Annotated in this window: 10 protein-coding genes; 6 read left to right on the top strand and 4 right to left on the bottom strand. The window is 67.0% G+C overall.

The genetic code is table 11. The features are described 5' to 3' along the window. Positions 1-349: 349 nt before the first annotated feature. The 3 genes from ABIH81_RS26960 to ABIH81_RS26950 all read left to right on the top strand — a co-directional run bounded on the left by ABIH81_RS26960 (position 350) and on the right by ABIH81_RS26950 (position 2,841). Positions 350-1,024: a hypothetical protein gene (locus tag ABIH81_RS26960; RefSeq protein ID WP_334467088.1), complete on the top strand. Its 675-nt coding sequence runs from the start codon at positions 350-352 to the stop codon at positions 1,022-1,024. A 48-nt stretch (positions 1,025-1,072) separates the two neighbouring features. Beyond that, on the top strand, positions 1,073-1,531 hold the full coding sequence (locus ABIH81_RS26955) for a hypothetical protein (protein WP_349877696.1): 459 nt from the start codon (positions 1,073-1,075) through the stop codon (positions 1,529-1,531). Positions 1,532-1,608: 77 nt separating this feature from the next. Continuing rightward, positions 1,609-2,841, top strand: coding sequence for an IS701 family transposase (locus ABIH81_RS26950; RefSeq protein ID WP_349877687.1), 1,233 nt, complete (start codon positions 1,609-1,611; stop codon positions 2,839-2,841). Here ABIH81_RS26950 and ABIH81_RS26945 read toward each other — a convergent pair. Together ABIH81_RS26945 and ABIH81_RS26940 are read right to left on the bottom strand one after the other, a co-directional pair. Beyond that, positions 2,817-3,782: an endonuclease NucS domain-containing protein gene (locus ABIH81_RS26945; protein ID WP_349877695.1), complete on the bottom strand. Its 966-nt coding sequence runs from the start codon at positions 3,780-3,782 to the stop codon at positions 2,817-2,819. The genes ABIH81_RS26950 and ABIH81_RS26945 overlap by 25 nt on opposite strands. A gap of 261 nt (positions 3,783-4,043) precedes the next feature. After that, positions 4,044-4,514, bottom strand: coding sequence for a hypothetical protein (locus ABIH81_RS26940; RefSeq protein WP_349877693.1), 471 nt, complete (start codon positions 4,512-4,514; stop codon positions 4,044-4,046). 226 nt (positions 4,515-4,740) lie between these two features. Here ABIH81_RS26940 and ABIH81_RS26935 point away from each other — a divergent pair, with 226 nt between their 5' ends. Together ABIH81_RS26935 and ABIH81_RS26930 are read left to right on the top strand one after the other, a co-directional pair. Then, on the top strand, positions 4,741-15,759 hold the full coding sequence (locus ABIH81_RS26935) for a LamG-like jellyroll fold domain-containing protein (protein WP_349877691.1): 11,019 nt from the start codon (positions 4,741-4,743) through the stop codon (positions 15,757-15,759). Between the two features lie 20 nt (positions 15,760-15,779). Next, the gene (locus tag ABIH81_RS26930; protein ID WP_349877690.1) at positions 15,780-16,301 is read left to right on the top strand and encodes an SMI1/KNR4 family protein; all 522 of its coding nucleotides are present in this window, start codon (positions 15,780-15,782) and stop codon (positions 16,299-16,301) included. Between the two features lie 454 nt (positions 16,302-16,755). Here ABIH81_RS26930 and ABIH81_RS26925 read toward each other — a convergent pair whose 3' ends face one another. Next, positions 16,756-17,988 carry an ISAs1 family transposase gene (locus tag ABIH81_RS26925; RefSeq protein ID WP_349877688.1) on the bottom strand — a complete coding sequence of 411 codons (1,233 nt, stop codon included), beginning with the start codon at positions 17,986-17,988 and terminating at the stop codon, positions 16,756-16,758. 628 nt (positions 17,989-18,616) lie between these two features. Between ABIH81_RS26925 and ABIH81_RS26920 the strand changes: the two genes are divergently transcribed. Further along, entirely contained in the window at positions 18,617-18,958 is a 342-nt protein-coding gene (locus ABIH81_RS26920; RefSeq protein WP_349881211.1) for a hypothetical protein, read from the top strand. A gap of 85 nt (positions 18,959-19,043) precedes the next feature. Here ABIH81_RS26920 and ABIH81_RS26915 read toward each other — a convergent pair whose 3' ends face one another. Further along, positions 19,044-20,276: an IS701 family transposase gene (locus ABIH81_RS26915; RefSeq protein WP_349877687.1), complete on the bottom strand. Its 1,233-nt coding sequence runs from the start codon at positions 20,274-20,276 to the stop codon at positions 19,044-19,046. Positions 20,277-20,736 lie beyond the last annotated feature (460 nt).

The raw sequence follows: 20,736 nt of genomic DNA, 5'->3' as shown, positions 1-20,736 counted from the left end.
GCAGGTGGCCACGATGCCACGTGCCTCGTTCGTGTAGTCGATCGAGGTGACGGTGACCGGGTGGCCGCGGTGGGTAGGAGTGTTTCGTCGTCGATCACGGCGAGGGACGCGCTGTGTTGCTGGTTGGCGCCGTAGGCGTCGACGAGGATCGCCCCGATCCCGTTGTCCAGATCCTGGTCATTCGGCATGCTCCACCCGATAGGGTGGCGCGTTCCCGAGGCCGGGTCGCGGTCTGCTGAGATGGACAGATGACCGGTGACGATCTGATGGTGTTGGCGGATCGGCTGCGCTGGGATCGCCGGCGGGATCCCTACCGGGGTCGACGGGAATACTACAGACCGCCCGCCAGGTGGCCGAGGAGTGCGCTCGGCTGGTCGCCGAGGGGTCAGCGGATCTCGCGGTGCCGATGTTGCGCAAGGCCGTCGACCGCATCACCCGGGCCCTGATGTATCTGGATGACTCCTCCGGAATCATCGGAGACGACCTGCAGGAGCTCATGGACCTGTACGCGAAGGCATGTGCGGCGGCGCTGCCGAACCCGGTCAGCCTAACCGGCTGGCTGGTGAAGCTGGAGTGCGACGGTCCCGGCTGGCCCCGCGTCCGACTGGCCGACTTCGCTCCCGCACTGGGCAAGCGGGGGATCGCGGAGGTGGAGCGGCTGGTCGCCGAGCGGGCACGTGTCGCCGACCCGTGGACCGCCGGGTTCGCGGTCCGTGACTTGCGCGAGCAGCTCGCTGAGGTGTCGGGCGATGTCGATCGCTACGTTGCCGTGCTGGCCGAGCACCTGACCAATGCCGTGCAGTACCAACGGATCGCCGAGGTGCTACATGCCGCCGGGCGCCGGGACGAGGCGATCGGCTGGGCCCGGCGGGGCGTGGCCGCCAACCCTGGCTCGCCCTACACCGACCGGCTCCGCGACCTTTTGGTCAGCATGCTCCTCGCCGCTGATGACACGTGGGTGCTGTGCTGGTCCGGCGGGAGGAGTTCGGCCGGCATCCCACCGCTGCCGAATACCGATCGTTGATCGACACGGCGGGGGGCGGCCGGCGGCGACGATCCGACGGGTTGGGCGTTGGAGGTGCTGCGCGACCGGGTCGACCAGGAGCCGGTGTACGCCTCGGAGTTGGTCGGCGTGCTGGTGGCGGTGGGCCGCGAAGATGAGGCCTGGCAGGAGGCCCTTCGCCACCGGCGGTGGCTCGGCGGGCCGCAGTGGCAGACCCTGCTGGAAAGGCGGGCCGTGATGCATCCGGAGGAGGTGATCCAGCCGTACCGGGACCTTGTCGAGCAGGCGATCCTCAATTCGGCTGACAAACGGCGCTACCGACGGGCCGTCGCGTTGCTTGCGGCCCTGCGGGCGGCGTACCAGGCGGCAGAAGAGGCCGCGGCGTTCGGGCGGTACCTCGCGGAGATGCGGCGCGGCCGTGCCATCACGTACGGGTGGAGCCCTAATACTCCAACGTCACTTGGCTTCGGCGTTGGGCGTGGCGCGGGCATGCAGACGGCCACCGCGTTGATCATCGATGGTTTGTGAGGACAACCGATGATCGTGCGGTGGCCGCGTGCCACAGCGTAGACCCCGCCGGATGGCGGGTCATCCTGGACGAGGCGGTGAGGCGTGTCGCTGACCGGTTCGTGCGGGCGGAGCCGCGTCGGACCGCCGGGCAGTTCGTGGAAGGGCTGCTGTCGGGTGTGGAACGCAAGACCTGCTGGTCGCTTGCGGAACGGGCGGGTCACGACGATCCACAGGCGATGCAGCGGCTGCTGCGTACGGCGGTGTGGGACGCCGACGGTGTCCGTGACGACGTTCGGGCCTGGCTGATCGAGCAGCTCGGACACCCCGACGCGGTGCTGGTCTGCGACGAGACCGGGTTCTTGAAGAAGGGTGTGTGCTCGGTCGGGGTGCAGCGGCAGTACACCGGCACCGCCGGCCGGGTGGAGAACAGCCAGGTCGGGGTGTTCCTGGCCTACGTGTCACCGACGGGACGGGCGATGATCGACCGCCGGCTCTACCTACCCGAGACGACCTGGTGTCAGCAGCCCGACCGCCTCGCCGCCGCGGGCGTCCCCGACCAGGTCGGGTTCGCCACGAAGCCTGCCCTCGCCCGGCAGATGATCGCCGCCGCGATCGAGGCTGGTGTCCCGTTCGGGTGGGTGACCGGCGACGAGGTCTACGGCGCCGACCCCGGCCTACGCGCTGACCTGGAACACCACGGGATCGGCTACGTCCTGGCCGTCGGCTGTGACCGACGTGTGCACGTCAACGACGGCCGCACCCTGATCCGCGTCGACGAACTCGCCGAGCGGATACCCCGGCGTGAGTGGCAGCAGCACAGCTGCGGACCCGGGGCGAAAGGTCCCCGCGACTACCTGTGGGCCTGGATCACCACCGCCACTGAGCCAGGTGAGCACCGGTGGCTGCTGATCCGCCGCAACCGCACCACCGGCGAGCTGGCCTTCTACCTGTGCTGGTCACCCCGCCCGGTGCCGCTGCACACCCTCGTCACCGTCGCCGGCTCCCGCTGGAGCATCGAAGAACTGTTCCAGACCGGCAAAGGCCAAGTCGGCCTGGACCACTACCAGGTCCGCGGCTGGACCGGCTGGCACCGATTCATCACCCTGGCCATGCTCGCCCTGGCCGTCCTGACCATCCTCGCCGCTCAACAGCCCGACGCCGACCCCGAGATCATCGCGCTGACCGTCGCCGAGATCCGCCGACTCCTCAACGCCTTCGTCCTCACCGCGACGCTCTCACCGGCGCACACCCTGCACTGGTCGATCTGGCGACGAACATCCCAAGCCCGAGCCCGACGAGCCCACTACCAGCGCAGACAGACCAAGTGACGTTGGAGTATTAGGGTCGTGGGTCGCCAGGTACTGCCGTCACCCTCCCAGCGCAGTGGACCCGTGCTGTCCGCCGTCCAGGTGGCGCGTCCACGAGAGGGTTCCTCGGCCACCCACGACTCGATCGCCGCTCGTGCATCGGCGGGGATTTCCGTCGTTGGTTGCAACGTTAGTGCGGCACCGATCGCCAGCAGACCGTTGTCGATGATCCGCTGGACGGTGTTGGCGGTGCGCGTTGCCTCGGTCGTCTTCTCAGCGACCGTTGAGGTCGTTGTCGCGTCCACGTCCGTCGGTGACAGCAGCATGTCGTCGATGCCGAGGACCGGATAAATCGAATCGAATTGGACGGCGACCTGTGTCCCGATCTGCCATGCACTCATCGTCCTCAGCTCGATATCGAGCCTGTATCCGCTGACATTGCAAAGCCAGTCCACGGCAGTCACCACCTGCGGCGGGTGCTCGGCCGCGAGCAGCACGATACGAGGGTTGGTCAGCAACTCCAGGTCGAATTCACCTTCGACATGATCGCGGAGGTGCGCCATCGCCTCGTCGGCCGACGTCGTCTGGCCTCGGCGGTTTAGGAAGTCGGCGTGAGCGGATGCCAGCGTCGCGACGGTGAACCGGGAGACCAGTGCGGCGTAGGTCAACGCTTGCAGGTGGATGTCGCGGTCTCGTTCCCGCTTGAGTTCGACCACGACCAGTCGACCGGCGCGGTCGAGACCAAGCACATCGAGGCGTTGACGGGCACTAGTCCCAGAGCCGGTGGACCACCTGTCGTACTCGATCGTGATGACCCGCACACCATCGCCGATGACCTCCGGGTGGACCACCACCCATTCCTGCAGGTCCTCGCGTTCCTTTAGCCCCGCCTCGGCCAGGGAGACGCGGACGGCCGGGGTCGCTACCGACCCCTCGACGAGATAGACCAGATCCTGGGCCATCGGCTCCCCGCATACGGCTTCTGTCGACTGACACCGAGCCTACCGGCCGGCTCAACCATCTCTCCCGAAGCAGTTCGGCTAAGAAGTAGGGGCAGTTGAGACCCGAGTCTCACAGGCAGCCATTTGACCAGGGTTTATTTGGGCGGTGATCTTTGGGCGGACCGAAGAGATCACCGGAGCAGCTGTGGGTGCCCGCTGAGGAGTTGTACGAGTTCAACCGGCACATCGTCGGGCTGATCAAGCCGCCCACGAGTTTCGTGGTCAGGACGCGGAGTCGGCTAGCGCGGTGACCTCGTGCTTCAGGGCGGTACGAAGGTTGTCCGCAGCGCTATCGCTGATGACGGTGATGTTGGCCGCCGTGGCGCTTCCGCCGATGGTGACGAACCGCACCTTGGGAAAGCTGGGTGCGGCCGCCACGACGGCGTCGATCTGGGCGGGGCCGGCGGCTATGACGAGGCCGCATCTGCTGCCGGCCAGCGACGCCACGTGGTTTCGGGCGTTGTCGACCGTCTGCGGGCCGTTGACCGCCAGGTACTGAACCTTGACGAGGCTGGAGACCGAGGCTTCCTGCATGGCGGCCCAGACCGGCTTGGCCGCATCGTCGCTGATACCCGCGTGGTCGGTGAGCAGGCATGCGGTGGCGTTGAGGTATTCCCGCTGGCGGGGCTCGGGATCGGGCCACAGCATCCAGGTCGTTGCGACGGCTGCGACGAGGAGGCCCAGGGCGGCCAAGGCGATGCGCCTCGGCCACCCGTCCGGCAGCCGGGCAGCCGGGCGCCGTCGGGGTGGCAGCTTCTGAAGCCGCCGTCGCCGGTTCGCTGCTGCCGGGCGCGGCCGTACGCGGTTGGACACCGGCGCACGTTAAGGCACCTGAGGTTCGAAAACAAGATCTTGCGCCGACGTCATCGGCAGGCGAGACTTCCCGAGCTGTTTGATCATCTTCAATAGTGGAGGGCCCATGAGGCGCCGGATCGCTGTCGTCACCACGTTGGCGCTGGCGCTGTCGTTGGGTGTGCCGCAGGGGGCGGTGCCCGAGGGGGGCGGCTTTCCGCTTCCGTCGCTGTCGTCGTGGTTCCGGCAGTTGCCGGCGTGGGCGGCCGTCACGGGCGTGCCGGTGCAGAAGTCGGCTGGTGGCGCCAAGAACCGTGACCACTACGTGTCGGCGGAGCAGACTCGGGCCGACGGTGGACAGGGCCGGGCGCCTGGTCGGGGGCGCGGTGCAGTCGACGCCGAGGTTCCCGCACCGGATCCGAAGAAGCCGTGGACGACGCCGGTGCTGTCCGGCGAGAACAGCTTCAACGAGCAGACCAGTAAGCGGGTGCCGCAGCGGTCGAGCGCGCGGTACGACGAGTTCCAGAACGCTGACGGTTCGTTCACACGTCGGCTGTACGGAGCGCGGGTCAATTTCAAGGACAAGAGCGGCACCTACCAGCCGATCGACACTCAGCTGACCCGCCGGGACGGTCGGTGGGCGATGCGTGCCAACTCCATCGCGGTGGACCTGGCCCCACGGGGTGCCGCGGATGCCTCCGGTCCGTTGGCTTCGGTGACGACCGCGTCGGGTCATTCGTTGGCCTACGGGCTGGCCGGGGCGGCGGAGGTGCCGGCGATTGTCGATGGTTCCACGGCGACGTATCCGGAGATCTTGCCGTACACCGATGTCGAGCTGGACACCTTCGGTAACGGTCTCAAGGAGACCCTGATCCTCAAGTCACCGATGGCGGGTAACCAGTGGGTCTTCCCGCTTCGGCTCAAAGGGCTGACCCCGCAGCTGCGGGCAGACGGTTCGATCGCGATGCTGAACGCGAGCGGCGACGTCGCGTTGCGGGTGCCGCAGGGCTACATGGAAGACTCCAATGTCCACCCCAGGTCCGGTGCGCCGGCCCAGTCGTCCGCTGTCACCTACGAGCTGATCACGGTCGACGATCAGCCGGCGCTGCGGGTGACGGCGGACGCGGCGTGGCTGGCCGACCCGGCTCGCCGGTATCCGGTGCGGGTCGACCCATCGACAGTGGACACCTTCGACACCGGTGACGTCTTCGTCGACAACGATTCGAGCACGACCAACCACAACACCAACGATCTGCCGGTCGGCACCTGGAACAACGGCACGTCGGTCTCCCGCTCGTTCATTCACTTCGACGAGTTCGACAACAACGGGTTGGTGGGTACCCAGATCAGGGCTGCGAAGCTGTTCCTCTACCACACCTGGTCATGGAGTTGCGGCGACAACACCCCCTTCTTCGTGCGGCAGATTCACGAACCGTGGACCGTCGATTCGCTGACCAGCAACGCAGGCCTCGCCGCAGGCCCGACCTTCGGCACCGCCATCGGAACGTTGACGATCACGAACAACTCGCCGGCGTGCGGGAACACGTCGGGGGACCGCAGCGTCGGCAGGTGGTGGTCGGTTCCGCTCGCGGTGACGACCTTCAACGCCTGGTCGACCCGGGACATCGGCAACAACGGCTTGGCGATCACCGCGTCGGAGACCAGTTCCACCGGCTTCAAGAGGTTCACCTCCGCCAACTACGGCGCGGCGTACAAGCCCTACCTGCAGTTGACCTACGACTCAAACGAGCCACCTCAGGTCAACGAGCAGTACCCGGGCTACGGGCAGGCCACGCAGACGTTGACGCCGGAACTGCTGGCCGACGCACACGACCCGGACAAGTTCCCGAAGTCTCTGCAGTACAAGTTCATCGTCTACGGCAGCGACGGCAAGACCCAGATCGCCACCTCGAACTGGCTTACCAAGAAGTCGTGGACCGTGCCCTCCGGCGTACTCGCCTGGGGTGAGTCGTACTACTGGACGGTGCAGGTTTCCGACGGCCTGCTCACCAACGCCGACGCCCTGACGAAGCACCTGCTGGTCACCCCAGTGCCACAGCCGTCGATCACCTCCGGGCTGTCGCAGAACTCGGGACGCGGTTTCGACCCGAGCATCGGCAACTACACCACCGCGACCCGGGACGCGATGGTGAACACGGTCGGTCCACCGCTGGAGATCGTGCGGTCGTACAACAGCATCGACCCGCGCAGTGGTCACGCGTTCGGTGCCGGCTGGTCGACCATGGCCGACGCCCATGCGATCGAGCGGTACGCCAGCGGAACCACCACCGTCAACACCGTCGTGGTGACCTACCCGAACGGCCGACAGATGGCCTTCGGCCGCAACGGCAACGGCACGTTCTCGTCGCCAGCCGGGCGTACGACCACGCTCTCGACAGTCACCGGCGGTTACAAGCTTGTCGAGAAGGACGGCACCAGCTACGAGTTCCTGAGCTCCCAGGGCTCAGGTCGGTACGCGGTGACCAAGGTCAAGGATGTCTCCGGGCGAGCCCTGACGTTCACCTACACCAACGGCCGGATGACCAAGATGACCGCCGCGTCGGGACGGACCTTGACGCTGAACTGGACCACCCCACCGGGGGCCAGCGCGCCGCACGTGGCATCGGTCAGCAGCGATCCCGTCACGGTCAACGGTCAAACCACGCAGAACACCTGGACCTACAGCTATTCCGGCGACGCGCTGACCCAGGCCTGCCCGCCGACGTCCAGCACGCAGTGCCACACCTACAGCTACACCGGCGGCTCTCTCTACCAGACCGCGGTGAGCAACGCCCTGCCCCACTCCTACTGGCGGCTGACCGAGACCAGCGGCACGACCGCCGCGAGTTCCGTGCTGGAGAACGCCGGCGCCGACAACGGCGTCTACAGCAATGTGACCCTCGGGCAGCCCGGTCCGCTGGCGGCCTCAACGGCGACGGCGGCCGGTTTCAACGGCTCCTCGTCGCGGGTGTCGGTGCCGGCCAAGCTCGTCGGCGACGCCTCCGCGCAGGCGATCAGCATGTGGGTGAAGACCTCCGGCGGCGACGGTGTCCTTTACGGCCAGTCCTGGGAACCTGCCACGGCGAGCGCCGCCAAGGGGGCTTACAACCCGACGTTGTACATCGGCTCGAACGGGAAGCTCGTGGGCGGTTTCCCCACCGCCCCGACGCCCGGCACCGCCATCGGCAGTCTGCTCGCATACGGGCAGGGCCAATGCCTGGAGGTGCCCGGGAACTCGTCGGCGAGCAATGTTGTGCTGGCGCTGGGCCCCTGCACGGGGGCGGCGAACCAGCAGTGGACCTGGACCGCGGACCGGGAGTTGCGCGTGACCAGCGGCGGTTCGGTGAAATGCGCGGGCGTGTCCGGCGGCGCCACCGGTAACGGCGCGGACGTCGTCACGTGGGCCTGCACCGGTGCGGTCGACCAGAAGTGGGACGTGCGGGCCAACGGCCAGGTCATCAACGACTACTCGTACAAGTGTCTGGACTCGGTCGGGGACGGGACCCAAAACGGTGCCGAGATGCAGATCTGGGCCTGCGGCCGGTTCAACCAGGCGGACCAGTCGTTCGTGGCGCGGACGCACAACCCGATGCAGTCACCGGCCAGCGTCGCGGACAACCAGTGGCACCACGTGGTGCTGTCGGCATCGGGCAACAAGCAGCAGATGTTCGTCGACGGCGTCCAGGTGGCGCAGCAGACCGGCATCGCCGTCCAGGACATGAGCCCGGTCTACTCATATATCGGGACCGGGTTCCTCGGCGGCGGCTGGCCGAACCAGTCGCGCGGCAGTACGGTCAGCAATCTCGGCACGCCGGACCATTTCACCGGGTCGGTGGCGGAGGTGGCGCTGTTCGACACGCCGGTCACTGACCAGATGGTCGGTGACATCTACGGGGCCAGGACGCCGGTGACCCCTATGACGGAGGTGCGGCGTCCGTCGGGCAACGCGACCGCGCAGGTCTCCTACGACGGCGTGACCGGCCGGGTCAGCCAGATGACCGACGGCAACGGCGGCGTGTGGCGTCCGCTCCCGGCGTCCGTGGCCGGCACCACGAAGATCTACGAGAGCGCAGTGCTGGGCGGCGTCCCGTCGAACTACTGGCGTTTGGCGGAGACCGGCACGGTCGACGCGGTCAATGAGATCAACGGGGACGTCGCCAGCTACAGCTCGGTCACGCTCGGCAGCGCGCCCGGGCCGTTCGGGTCGTCTGCCCCGGCGGCATCCTTCAACGGCACATCCTCTTACCTGACACTGCCGGGCACGGAGATCCCACCGGCGACGGCCGATGACCGTTCGATCGGGTTGTGGTTCAAGACCAGCACCTCCGCCGGTGGCGTCCTGGCCGGATTCCAGACCAACGCGCTCGGGCAGAGCGGGGACGCCCAATGGCTTCCCGCGCTGTACGTCGGGGTCGACGGAAAGCTGCGCGGCACCTTCTGCTACTGCAATGGTGCCGGCGCGATGACCTCGACCACCACGGTCAACGACGGCAAGTGGCACTCGGCGGTGCTGACCCGCACGGCGACCGGTCAGGCCCTGTACCTCGACGGCAAGCAGATCGCCACCAAGACGACGACATCGACGGAGACCCGCACCCTGGGCTACGGCTACATCGGCGCCGGAAAGATCAGCACCCATTGGCCGTCCACCCCGACGAACCTCAACGGCCACTTCAACGGACAGATCGCCGAGGTCGCGTTCTACCGCTCCTCACTCGACACCAAGCACGTCGAGACGCAGTTCAAGGCCCGGGACGCGGTGAAGGCCGCCGCCGTACCGGGAGTCACCTACACGGTGGTGCACCCGGACGACGCCCAAAGCAAGGACGTGCACGACCTGCAAGCCGGGCGCAAGGTCGCCGAGGTCGACACACGCGGCTTCGCAACCCGATTCGGCTACAGCAGCAAGGGCTACCTGCGCACGGTCACCGATCCCAACGGCAACATGACGATCAACGAGCACGACGTGCGCGGCAACGTCGTCTCCACCACCACCTGCCAGGACCGGTCGGCGAACAAGTGCTCGACGAGCTATTCCACCTACTACCCGGATGCGACCACTCAGAGCCCTCCGGCGAACGTGCTCAACGACCGGTTGCTCGAGAAGCGGGAAGCAGGGTCGACCTCCGCGTCCGACAACACCTACCTGACCACCTACACGTACGACCCCGTCACCGGCAACCGCACCGCGACCACTGACCCGCTGGGGCGCAGGACAACCGTCGTCTACACCGACGGCACCACCGTCGCGGCGTTCGGGGGCGGATTCGCTCCGCCCGGCCTGCCGTCAACGATCACCAAACCGGGCGGTGGCGTGGTGCGCATCGTCTACTACGCCAACGGCGACATCGCCGAGGTGACCGACCCGGCAGGCCTGGTCACCCGGTACGAGTACGACCAGCTGGGACGCACCACCAAGGAAATCGACATCGTCGGGGGCGTTCCCCGCTCAACGACCGCCTTCAAGCACGACGCGCTGGACCGGGTGGTCGAGCGGACGGATCCAGCGACCACCAACCAGGTCACCGGCGCGACGCACACACCGGTCACCACCGTCACCTACAACGAGGACGGTCTCCCGGTATCGGAGACCGTGTCGGACAGCACCGGCGGGGACGCGCCGCGAACCGTGACGTACGGCTACGACAGCCACGGGAGGCGGGTGACCGAGACCGACGCCAACGGTAAGACGCTGACCCTCGGCTACGACCCGTACGGCCGGGTGCACCGGCAGACCCACGCCGACGGCAGCATCCTGCGCACCGACTACGACGCCATCGGTAACGAACTCGCCGTGGTGGTGGAGGACTACACCGGAGACCCCAACGATCCCTCGCCGCCGGCAGACCTGATCGTCAAGTCGATGGCGTACGACCCGGCCGGCCGCCTGGCGTCGGTGACCGACGCGATGGGCTGGAAGACCGACTACACCTACACCGACAACAACCTGCTCGCCACGGTGACCCGGAGCGACCCCAGCACCGGCGCGTCCTTCGTACAGGAGAACAACAGCTACGACGCCGCCGGCAACCTGGTCTCGCAGATCACCAACAACGGGCTCACCAGGACCGATCGTACGTACGACGCGGCCGGCCGGGGCCTGACCGCGACTCTGAATCCGGGTGGACTCAACCGCACCACCACCCACACCTACTCGGCCAACGACGACGTGCTGTCCACGACCCTGACCCAGGGCGGCACCTTGGTCGGCGCCTCGGAGGCCCTGTACGACCCGCTAGGCCGGGTGCTGTCGAACACGACGTACACCGGCAACGCGGCAACGCCGGTCGGCCGGTGGATGCTTGACGAGACGACCGGCGGCAAGGCCGCCGACTCGACCGGCAACAACGCCGGCATGCTGCCGGCCAGCGGAGTCGGCTGGTCCACCGACCACGGCGGCTCGGCGCAGTTCGACGGCACCAGCGCCATCGAGACGGCGGGCCCGGCCGTGGACGCCACCGCGGGGTTCACCGTCGCGGCATGGGTCTACTTGACCGACGGCACCGCCAAGCACAAGGTCGTCGCCGCGCGGGGCGTGATGCAGGACGCCTTCTCGCTCGGCTTCGACGACGCCACCGTCGAGTGGCGGTTCAACATGAAGGACTCCGACACCACCAGTTCGCCGGGCAAGGCCGCCAAGACCTCAGCGGCCGGGCAGCTGAACACCTGGACTCACCTCGTAGGTACTTACGATCCCGTCTCCGGCACGATGAGTCTGTACATCAACGGCGTACTCAAGCACACCGCCACCGCCACCACGACGTTCACACCCCGCAAGTCGATGCTCATCGGCGCCGGCACCTGGAACGGCGTGTTGGAGAACTTCTGGCAGGGCCGCGTTGACGACGTGCAGGTCTACTCGCGGCCGCTGAGCGGCAGCGAGGTGGGACAGGTGCGCTCCGGCGCCCTGCCTGCCGCGGACGCTCGGGTGATCCGCACGAGCTACACCCTGGACACCGACGGGTCGATCACGTCGACAACCAACCCGAACGGCGACACCACCTATGTGACCAACGACGAGGTGGGCCGCGCCGTGGTGACGACCTCCCCGGCGGTGAGCACTGTGGTGGGAGAGCAGGCACCGGTCACCGCGGTGTCGACGGTTCGACTCGGCTACAACACCTTCGGCGAGCTGACCGAACAGCAGGATCCCAATGGCAACGTCACCGTTGTCCGCTATGACGCCGCGGGCCAGCCGGTCGAGACGCAACTGCCCGCGTACACCCCGCCGGGCTCGTCCACCCCGATCGTGGCCAAGACGACCAACGTCTACAACGCCGTCGGACAGGTGGTGTCCACCTCCGACCCCCTCGGCGCGGAGACCTCGATCGTCTACGACCAGCTCGGTCGCACCGCAAAGGTCACCGCACCCGACGGCGGCGTGAGCCGCTTCGAGTACAACCTCAACGGCGACCTGCTGTCACAGACCGACCCGACCGGGGCGAAGGGCACCGCCACATACGACTACCTGGGACGCACCGTCACCTCCACCGAGGTGGTGCGCCAGACCGGAAAGGCCCACACGACCACCTTCGGGTACGGGACCGGACCGTGGCCGACGTCGATCACCTCGCCGACCGGCGTGGTCACGACGCAGTCCTACAACACCGCCGGTGAGCAGATCAGCGTCACCGACGGGGCCAGCAACACCACGACCACCCAGTACGACGGCGCCGGCCGCCCGATCAGGGTCACCGCACCCGACCAGACCTACCAGACCATGGCGTACGACCTGGCCGGGCGTGCGATCAGCGCCAAGTCGTACTCGCCCGGCCCGACCAGCGCGCCCGCCGACGACGTGCTGTTGCGGACGGTGTCCAGCCAGTACGACACGGCCGGCAACCTGGTAGCGGCCACCGACGCGCGGGGCACGACGAAGACGTTCGCCTTCGACGCGGCCGGGCAGATGGTGTCGCAGACCGAGCCGATCAGCGGATCCGACCAGATCGTCTCGACGTTCGGCTACGACCTGGCCGGCCGGCAGACCCGGTTCACCGACGGCCGCGGCAACAAATTCATCACCACCTACAACCCGTGGGGCCTGGTCGAATCGCAGATCGAGCCCGCCACGACCGCCCATCCGGCGCTCGCCGACCGCACATTCACCATGTCGTACGACGCGGCCGGCCAGCTGGTACGGCTGGACTCGCCGGGCGGGGTAAGCGTCACCTCGGAGTACGACGACCTGGGCCGGCTGGTACGCAGCTCCGGCGCCGGCGCGCAGGCCACGACGGTCGATCGCACGTTCGACTACGACGCGGCAGGCCGGATGACGTCGTTCGTCGGCTCGGCGGGCGAGACCACCGTCGAGTACGACGACCGCAGTCTGCCCGTGACGATCGGTGGGGTGTCGGGTGCCTCGTCCTACACCTACAACGGCGACGGGGCGCTGACCTCACGCACGGACGCGGCCGGAACGACGTCGTACACCTATGACACGGCCGGCCGCCCCGCCACGGTGGTCAACCCGACCGCGGGGACGAACCTGACCTACGGGTACAACACCCTGTCGCAGGTGTCGTCGATCACGCACGGAACCGGCGGCAACGTCCGGTCGTTCAGCTACGACGACCTGCACCGCATGACAGTCGACGAGCTGAAGACCAGCGGCGGCACCAGCATCGCCAAGATTCAGTACGGGTGGGACCTCAACGACAACGTCACCTCGAAGACGACCCTCGGACTCACCGGCGCGGCAGCCAACACCTACACCTACGACCTGGCCGACCGTCTGATCGGCTGGAACAACGGCACGAACCCCGTGGTGTACGCGTACGACAAGTCCGGCAACCGTGTTCAAGCGGGCAGCAAGACGTTCACCTACGACGCGCGCAACCAGTTGCAGTCGTCGTCGGACGGGACGAGCTACGAGTACACGCCGCGGGGCACGCTCACACGCACCAGGTCTGGCGGCCAGGACACGACCACCGTCACCGACGCGTTCAACCAGGTGTGGTCGCAAGGCGCGGCTGGCGGTGCGGCCTCCACCTACACCTACGACGGCCTGGGCCGGCTCATCCAGCCGAACCTGACGTACACCGGTCTGGGTAACACGGTGGCCGGCGACGGCGGCGCGGTGTACGTGCGCGACGCCGCGGACGGGCTCGTAGGTGTCGCATCCGGCGGTACGCAGCGCTACGCCTGGACCGATCTGCACACCGACGTGGTGGGCGAGTTCACCGGCACGGGCACGACCCTGACCGCGTCGGTCGCGTACGACCCCTGGGGCAAGGTCCTGTCCAGCACCGGGATGCTCGGCAAACTCGGCTACCAGTCCGAGTGGACCGACCAGGGCACCGGCCGAGTCAACATGTGGGCGAGGTGGTACAACCCAGAAACCGGCGCTTTCGACACCCGCGACGATGTCACGCTCAACCCCACTCCCAGCTCCGGGGCGGCGAACAGGTTCGCGTACGCGGAGGCGGACCCGCTGGGCAACACCGACACCACCGGGCATGCGGTGGACGGCAAGTGCGGCCAATACGACTACTCGTGCGAGCTGAAGAAGTACGACGCCGCGATCGCCCAATACACCCGTGACCTCACGCAACACCAGCGAGACGTCAAGTTCGCCGGCGAGGAGATCGCCCGGCAGGAAGCCGACTACCAGCGGGCAGAGCGGGAGAGCCAAACCTCACTGTTCGACATCCTCCTCCAGGTCGGTGTCGGGATGCTCCTCGACATGATCGGCTGGACATCGCTGATGGGATGCCTCGACGGAGGCGTCTGGGACTGCATCGACCTCGCCACCAACTTCCTCGGACCGATCAAGGCATTCAAGATCGGCAAGTCGCTGTTCCGGGCGGTCGACCGTGCCTTCAGCGGATACCGGATGTGGAAACGCATCGTCGAGGGCGCACGCACGATGATGCGCCGCGCCCAGGACCTGATGAACCAGGCCCGAAAGCACCTCAACGACCTCATGCAGAAGGTGCCCAAGAAACCCAAGCCTCCCAAGAAGAAGCCCAAGCCACCGGTCAAGCCGAAGCCCAAGCCGAAGCCCAAGCCGAAGCCGAAACCCAAGCCGTCCAAGCCGGCCACGCCGCCGAAGGCGAAGCAGGCGCCGAAGCGGCAGGAGAAGCCCGAACGGACCTCGCCGAAGCAGAACCGGCCCGAGCACCAGCGCGACCGAGATCGTGTTCAGGACAACGAGCCGAAGGCGGCCGGATGCGACCGGCACAGCTTCGACCCGGACACCCGGGTCCTGATGGCCGACGGCACCGCACGACCGATCGCTGAGGTCAACATCGGTGACACGGTAGCCACAACCGACCCCACCACCGGTGAACACAGCGATCAGCAGGTGACCCTGCTACACGCCAACCGAGACACCGAGCTGACCGACGTGACCGTGTCGGCAAAGCCCGCCGACCAGCCGGCGCGGTCCACCGGCGAGGGTGAAGGGGAACGCAGTACCCGCGGACCGACCGCGGCGGTTCTGCACACCACCGCGCACCACCCCTTCTGGGACGCCACCACCGGCGACTGGGTCGACGCTGCCGACCTGATCCCAGGCGAGTCGACCCTGGTCGGGCCCGACGGACAGATCCAGTACGTCACCGACGTCCGCAACTTCACCGGCGCCAAGGTGATGCGGGACCTCACCGTCGCCATCACCCACACGTACTATGTGATGGCCGGAGCCGCGCCGGTGCTGGTGCACAACTGCGGCGGCGGTATTCATCAGGACAAGTACAGCCATGGCGGCAGCGTTCGATATGGTGGTCTGGACGCGCATCATCGACCGACTAGCGTGTCTGCCTCGATCACGTCTTCAATGTTGAATACCGGTTCGGCTGCGAGCAGTAGGATTAAGCCTCCGGGCTGGCCGGCTGGGCGAGGCGATGACGATAACGTTGCGCGTGGGCATCTTCTTGCTCGCATGCTCGGCGGGTCCGGTTCCAGGAGATCAAATTTGGTCACAATAACCCAGGACCCCGTCAATAGTCCGATCATGCGCGACCTAGAGCAGCAAATTTATGACGCAGTCAAAGGTGGTCAGACGGTGCAGTATACTGCGACGGCTGTTTATCATGGAGACAGCGCTATTCCCATTGGGATCAGGATGCAGGCACATGGCAATGGCGGGTTTAGACTAAATGAATACATCAGCAATCCGGCGGGAATGTTCGGATTCGACGACTAATTCACTGAAAGACGCCAAGAATGTATGACCCGGCGGCGCTAGAAGCGCTGGTGGCACCTCCCTCGCGCGAGGTGCCACCTGTGGATTGGCAGCAACTGGAGGAGCGGCTTGAGTTCGCCCTCCCGTTGGACTACAAGTGGCTTGTCGAACGTTACGGGCCTGGATCATTCGGTGATTTCTTCCGTGTTTTCCAGCCTGCCTGTCAGCGTCAGGGCATAGACCTTGAGTATCAACATGAACGGACTAGCTGGGCGCTTGAATATCTCGTGGAGAGAGGTCACTCTTTGCCACGTATGCCATCAGAGTTGCTTGCCTTTGGGCGCTCGGACAACGGCGACGTGGCGTATTGGATAACCTCGTCGTCTGACGACCCGAACAACTGGAAGGTGGCAGTCGGTGAGGCTCGGGGGCCTCTGTGGGAAGAGTTTGATGGCGGAGTGGTGGAATGGCTGACTGCCGTACTTTCGCGCAGCTATCGTGTTGCGATCTTTCCGAAGGATTTTCCTCGTCGGCATCCAGCATTCCATCCGTATGATCTCTGATTGACGGATCTCTGAGAAATAGCGTCTTTGGGCTGCGCCCCGGCTGGGGAGATTGTGTAACCAGCCGGTTGCTCTGTGCGCTGAGACGTGTGGTCGTGCGCCTGGGTTGCCGTCACGGTTGCCGTCAGCTGTGTGTATAACATGTCGATGCATCGATTAATAGATCCAATGTGGACTTTGATGTCATCGTGCGTGATCGTTAGCGTTCGCTGGCTGTGGCGCGGCCCGTGCTCGACGGCGAGCCGCGTTGGCAGTGCGGGCTCTGATCGACGGTCTCTGCTGCGCCGTGACCACTCTGGTGATCATCACGGTCTTCGTAAGAGGCTTCGACTCGTTGACGCCTCGTTGCGTGGGCGCGTGCGCGCGGGCCGGAACGGCATAGCGCGTGCGCGTGCGTCCGGCGTAGCCCACGGCCCCGGCGTTGTTCAGAGATGTCCGGTTTGATCATGGTTTGTTAGATGCCGTAGACGGCGAAGGTGTCGGTGTGGTCGTGCAGGTCGCGGCGGGCGTGGGCGATGTTGGCGCGTCCGGCGAGGCGGAAGGTGTTGAGGGTCAGGTTGCGGAAGCTGGCCAGGGCTCGTGGGGCGGTACCGGTCCTGAGCTGGGAGTTGTCCTCTCGGAAGGTGACGTCTCTGGTCCAGTGGAGTCGGGTTTCCACGGACCAGTGCCCTCGGGCGTAGTGGTTGAGGTGTTCCGGGCCGGCCAGATCGGCGTCCAGGCTGACGATGCCGTGGACGATGTCTTTGCTCGTGCGGACGCCGTCGAGTCCGCCGGTGTCGCGGCGGAGCCGGAAGACCTGCCTGGCGCCGGGGAACAGGCTGTCGTCGCAGGCGGCGACTCGTAGGGTTCGGCGTTCGGTACGTCCGTGTCCTCGATCGTCGTCGATGTCGGTGTGGTCGGCGAACTCGGTGTCGGTACCGGACAGCAAGGCTTGCGCGGCTTGGTGGGCGAGCGGCTGGTTCCCCTTCAAGATCAGCATGTAGTGGGCGCCCAGGGGCCCGGTGATCAGGCGGGCTGTCTTCTTGCTCGTGTGCAGCGCGTCGAGGGTGAGCAGCATGCCGGCCACGTCCAGGGGCGCCAATAGGTCGGCGATGACCGCGGTCTCGCCGCGTTTGTCCGGGACCTGGCGTTGGCCCAGGATCACCCCGCGGTGGTGGGTGATCGCGGCGACGAGGAACACCTGCCCGGTCGGGGTGCGGCTGCCGTGCAACAGCTTCCCGTCGATCGCGGCGGCGGGCAGCAGCCCGGCCGGTCTCGGGTGGGTCACGGCCCGGGTGGCGACACGGCGCTGCTCACGCTCGACGGGCTCGTCGTCGCCGACGGCGATGACCGGTGCCAGGGCGTTACCCCGCACGACGTCAGCGGCATAGCCGCAGGTCGCCGTGTCGAGGGCGTCGCCGTCCAGGCCGGCCAGAACCCGGCGGAAGGTTCGTTCGCTGGGCACCGTGTACCGACCGAGCAGCGGGTTGAACCGGGCCCCGATGCGGTGCAGGACGTCCTGCGGGGTCCGCGCCGCCCACTGCCGGATCGCGGTCACCGAGTCGTGGCCCACCACCAACGTGGCGCACGCGGTGAGGACCAGGATCACCAGCAGCGGATGCCGAAGACCCCGCGACCGCCGCGGATCGGGTACCTGCAGCAGCCTGTCGAGCAGCGACGACGCCACCGACAACGAATCCACAGCCACCGAATCCGCGGTGACCGAGCCCGCGGCGAGTTCGGCCTCCCACAGGGCCAAATCGGCGAGGTGGTCAACAGCAGGGCTGATCGGCGAAGATAACAACACGAGCGCGACTCCTGGAACGATCTTCTGGCCTAGACACCCGAAAGATCATCAGAAGTCGCGCTCGTCCCGCAACTGCAGTCCTGTCCGGTCCTCAACCTGGACAGAACGCCTCAAGCCGGAACAACGCCGGGGCCGTGGGCATCGGCCGGCCACGCTGACAACCACCAAGGGCACAAGGGCTGAGGCGGGACGATCGCCGTCGGGATTGCTCCCCGTTGAGGTTGGGGCGATCGGCTGCCGCGCTGCGGAGCTGCTTGCCCGCGGCCTCTCGTTGGTCGCCGCCTGCGGTTCAACGGCGGTGAGGACCAGGGCGTGACCCGTTCCCCCGGGTGCCCGATCCTCTACGCCGCCCGCCCGGCGCCAAGGGCGCTGCGAGTCGGCATGCCGGTGGCCTACGGCCACCCTTGACCCCGACCGGGCGCCGCAGTTCTTGGCACCTATCCGGGGGACGGGGGCAGACTGGCGGCTATCCGTCCGAGGACCTGGACGGTCTACGACAGCATGTTGATTCAGAGGGGCGGCCTTGGACGTGAATAGCGGCGAATCAACGGTGACCGTCCCGCTTGACCGGGCGATCGAGGTAGCTCGCTTGCTTGAGTGCCTCACCCGCTCGATTGACCGGATCGGTTCACGGGAGGCGAGCGGGACGGCAGACGCCGAGACCCTCGACCGGTTCATCACCGAGTGGCTGATCGGCCCTCAAGCGTCTCGGGCGCGAGGGGTCCTGTGGGATGCCATCAGCCAGGTAATCGGCGAGGAGGCGATAGAGGATATCGCTGAAGCAGTGCCCAGTTTCCCGGACGCCCCTCCTGAGGAGGTGAGACGGCTTCGGCAGGAGATGTCGGCGCGGCAGAAGGTGCTCGGTGGGTAGCGTGGCGGCCAGCGGGCAGCGCAGGTCAAGCCAGGTCACTGCCAAGCAGCTTGCGGCTGTGTCCACACTTCCTAATACTCCAACGTCACTTGGTCTGTCTGCGCTGGTAGTGGGCTCGTCGGGCTCGGGCTTGGGATGTTCGTCGCCAGATCGACCAGTGCAGGGTGTGCGCCGGTGAGAGCGTCGCGGTGAGGACGAAGGCGTTGAGGAGTCGGCGGATCTCGGCGACGGTCAGCGCGATGATCTCGGGGTCGGCGTCGGGCTGTTGAGCGGCGAGGATGGTCAGGACGGCCAGGGCGAGCATGGCCAGGGTGATGAATCGGTGCCAGCCGGTCCAGCCGCGGACCTGGTAGTGGTCCAGGCCGACTTGGCCTTTGCCGGTCTGGAACAGTTCTTCGATGCTCCAGCGGGAGCCGGCGACGGTGACGAGGGTGTGCAGCGGCACCGGGCGGGGTGACCAGCACAGGTAGAAGGCCAGCTCGCCGGTGGTGCGGTTGCGGCGGATCAGCAGCCACCGGTGCTCACCTGGCTCAGTGGCGGTGGTGATCCAGGCCCACAGGTAGTCGCGGGGACCTTTCGCCCCGGGTCCGCAGCTGTGCTGCTGCCACTCACGCCGGGGTATCCGCTCGGCGAGTTCGTCGACGCGGATCAGGGTGCGGCCGTCGTTGACGTGCACACGTCGGTCACAGCCGACGGCCAGGACGTAGCCGATCCCGTGGTGTTCCAGGTCAGCGCGTAGGCCGGGGTCGGCGCCGTAGACCTCGTCGCCGGTCACCCACCCGAACGGGACACCAGCCTCGATCGCGGCGGCGATCATCTGCCGGGCGAGGGCAGGCTTCGTGGCGAACCCGACCTGGTCGGGGACGCCCGCGGCGGCGAGGCGGTCGGGCTGCTGACACCAGGTCGTCTCGGGTAGGTAGAGCCGGCGGTCGATCATCGCCCGTCCCGTCGGTGACACGTAGGCCAGGAACACCCCGACCTGGCTGTTCTCCACCCGGCCGGCGGTGCCGGTGTACTGCCGCTGCACCCCGACCGAGCACACACCCTTCTTCAAGAACCCGGTCTCGTCGCAGACCAGCACCGCGTCGGGGTGTCCGAGCTGCTCGATCAGCCAGGCCCGAACGTCGTCACGGACACCGTCGGCGTCCCACACCGCCGTACGCAGCAGCCGCTGCATCGCCTGTGGATCGTCGTGACCCGCCCGTTCCGCAAGCGACCAGCAGGTCTTGCGTTCCACACCCGACAGCAGCCCTTCCACGAACTGCCCGGCGGTCCGACGCGGCTCCGCCCGCACGAACCGGTCAGCGACACGCCTCACCGCCTCGTCCAGGATGACCCGCCATCCGGCGGGGTCTACGCTGTGGCACGCGGCCACCGCACGATCATCGGTTGTCCTCACAAACCATCGATGATCAACGCGGTGGCCGTCTGCATGCCCGCGCCACGCCCAACGCCGAAGCCAAGTGACGTTGGAGTACTAAAGCGTGCGCTGGTCATCGAGCGTGTCGGCGTCCCGGGGACCATGTAGGGACCACACGGCCTGCGCGATGGTGCGCGGTTCGATGTCGGTCGAACGGCCTGATTTTGAGGATAGCGTGTGTGACGTGCGTGGACGTGTGGCGAAGCGTCCTGGGGGTCAAGGGGTCGTCGGTTCGAATCCGGCCGTCCCGACGCAGGTCAAAGGGCTGATCCGGACATCGGGTCGGCCCTTTCCGCGTTCTGGGGACCACGCCGGTCAAGTGCGCCGCCCGGTAGCGCTCCTTGACCGCTGGTCGAGT

It is taken from the genome of Micromonospora sp. HUAS YX12 (assembly GCF_040215685.1).
Lineage (GTDB): Bacteria > Actinomycetota > Actinomycetes > Mycobacteriales > Micromonosporaceae > Micromonospora > Micromonospora tulbaghiae.
This window is presented reverse-complemented; position numbering and strand designations above follow the sequence as displayed.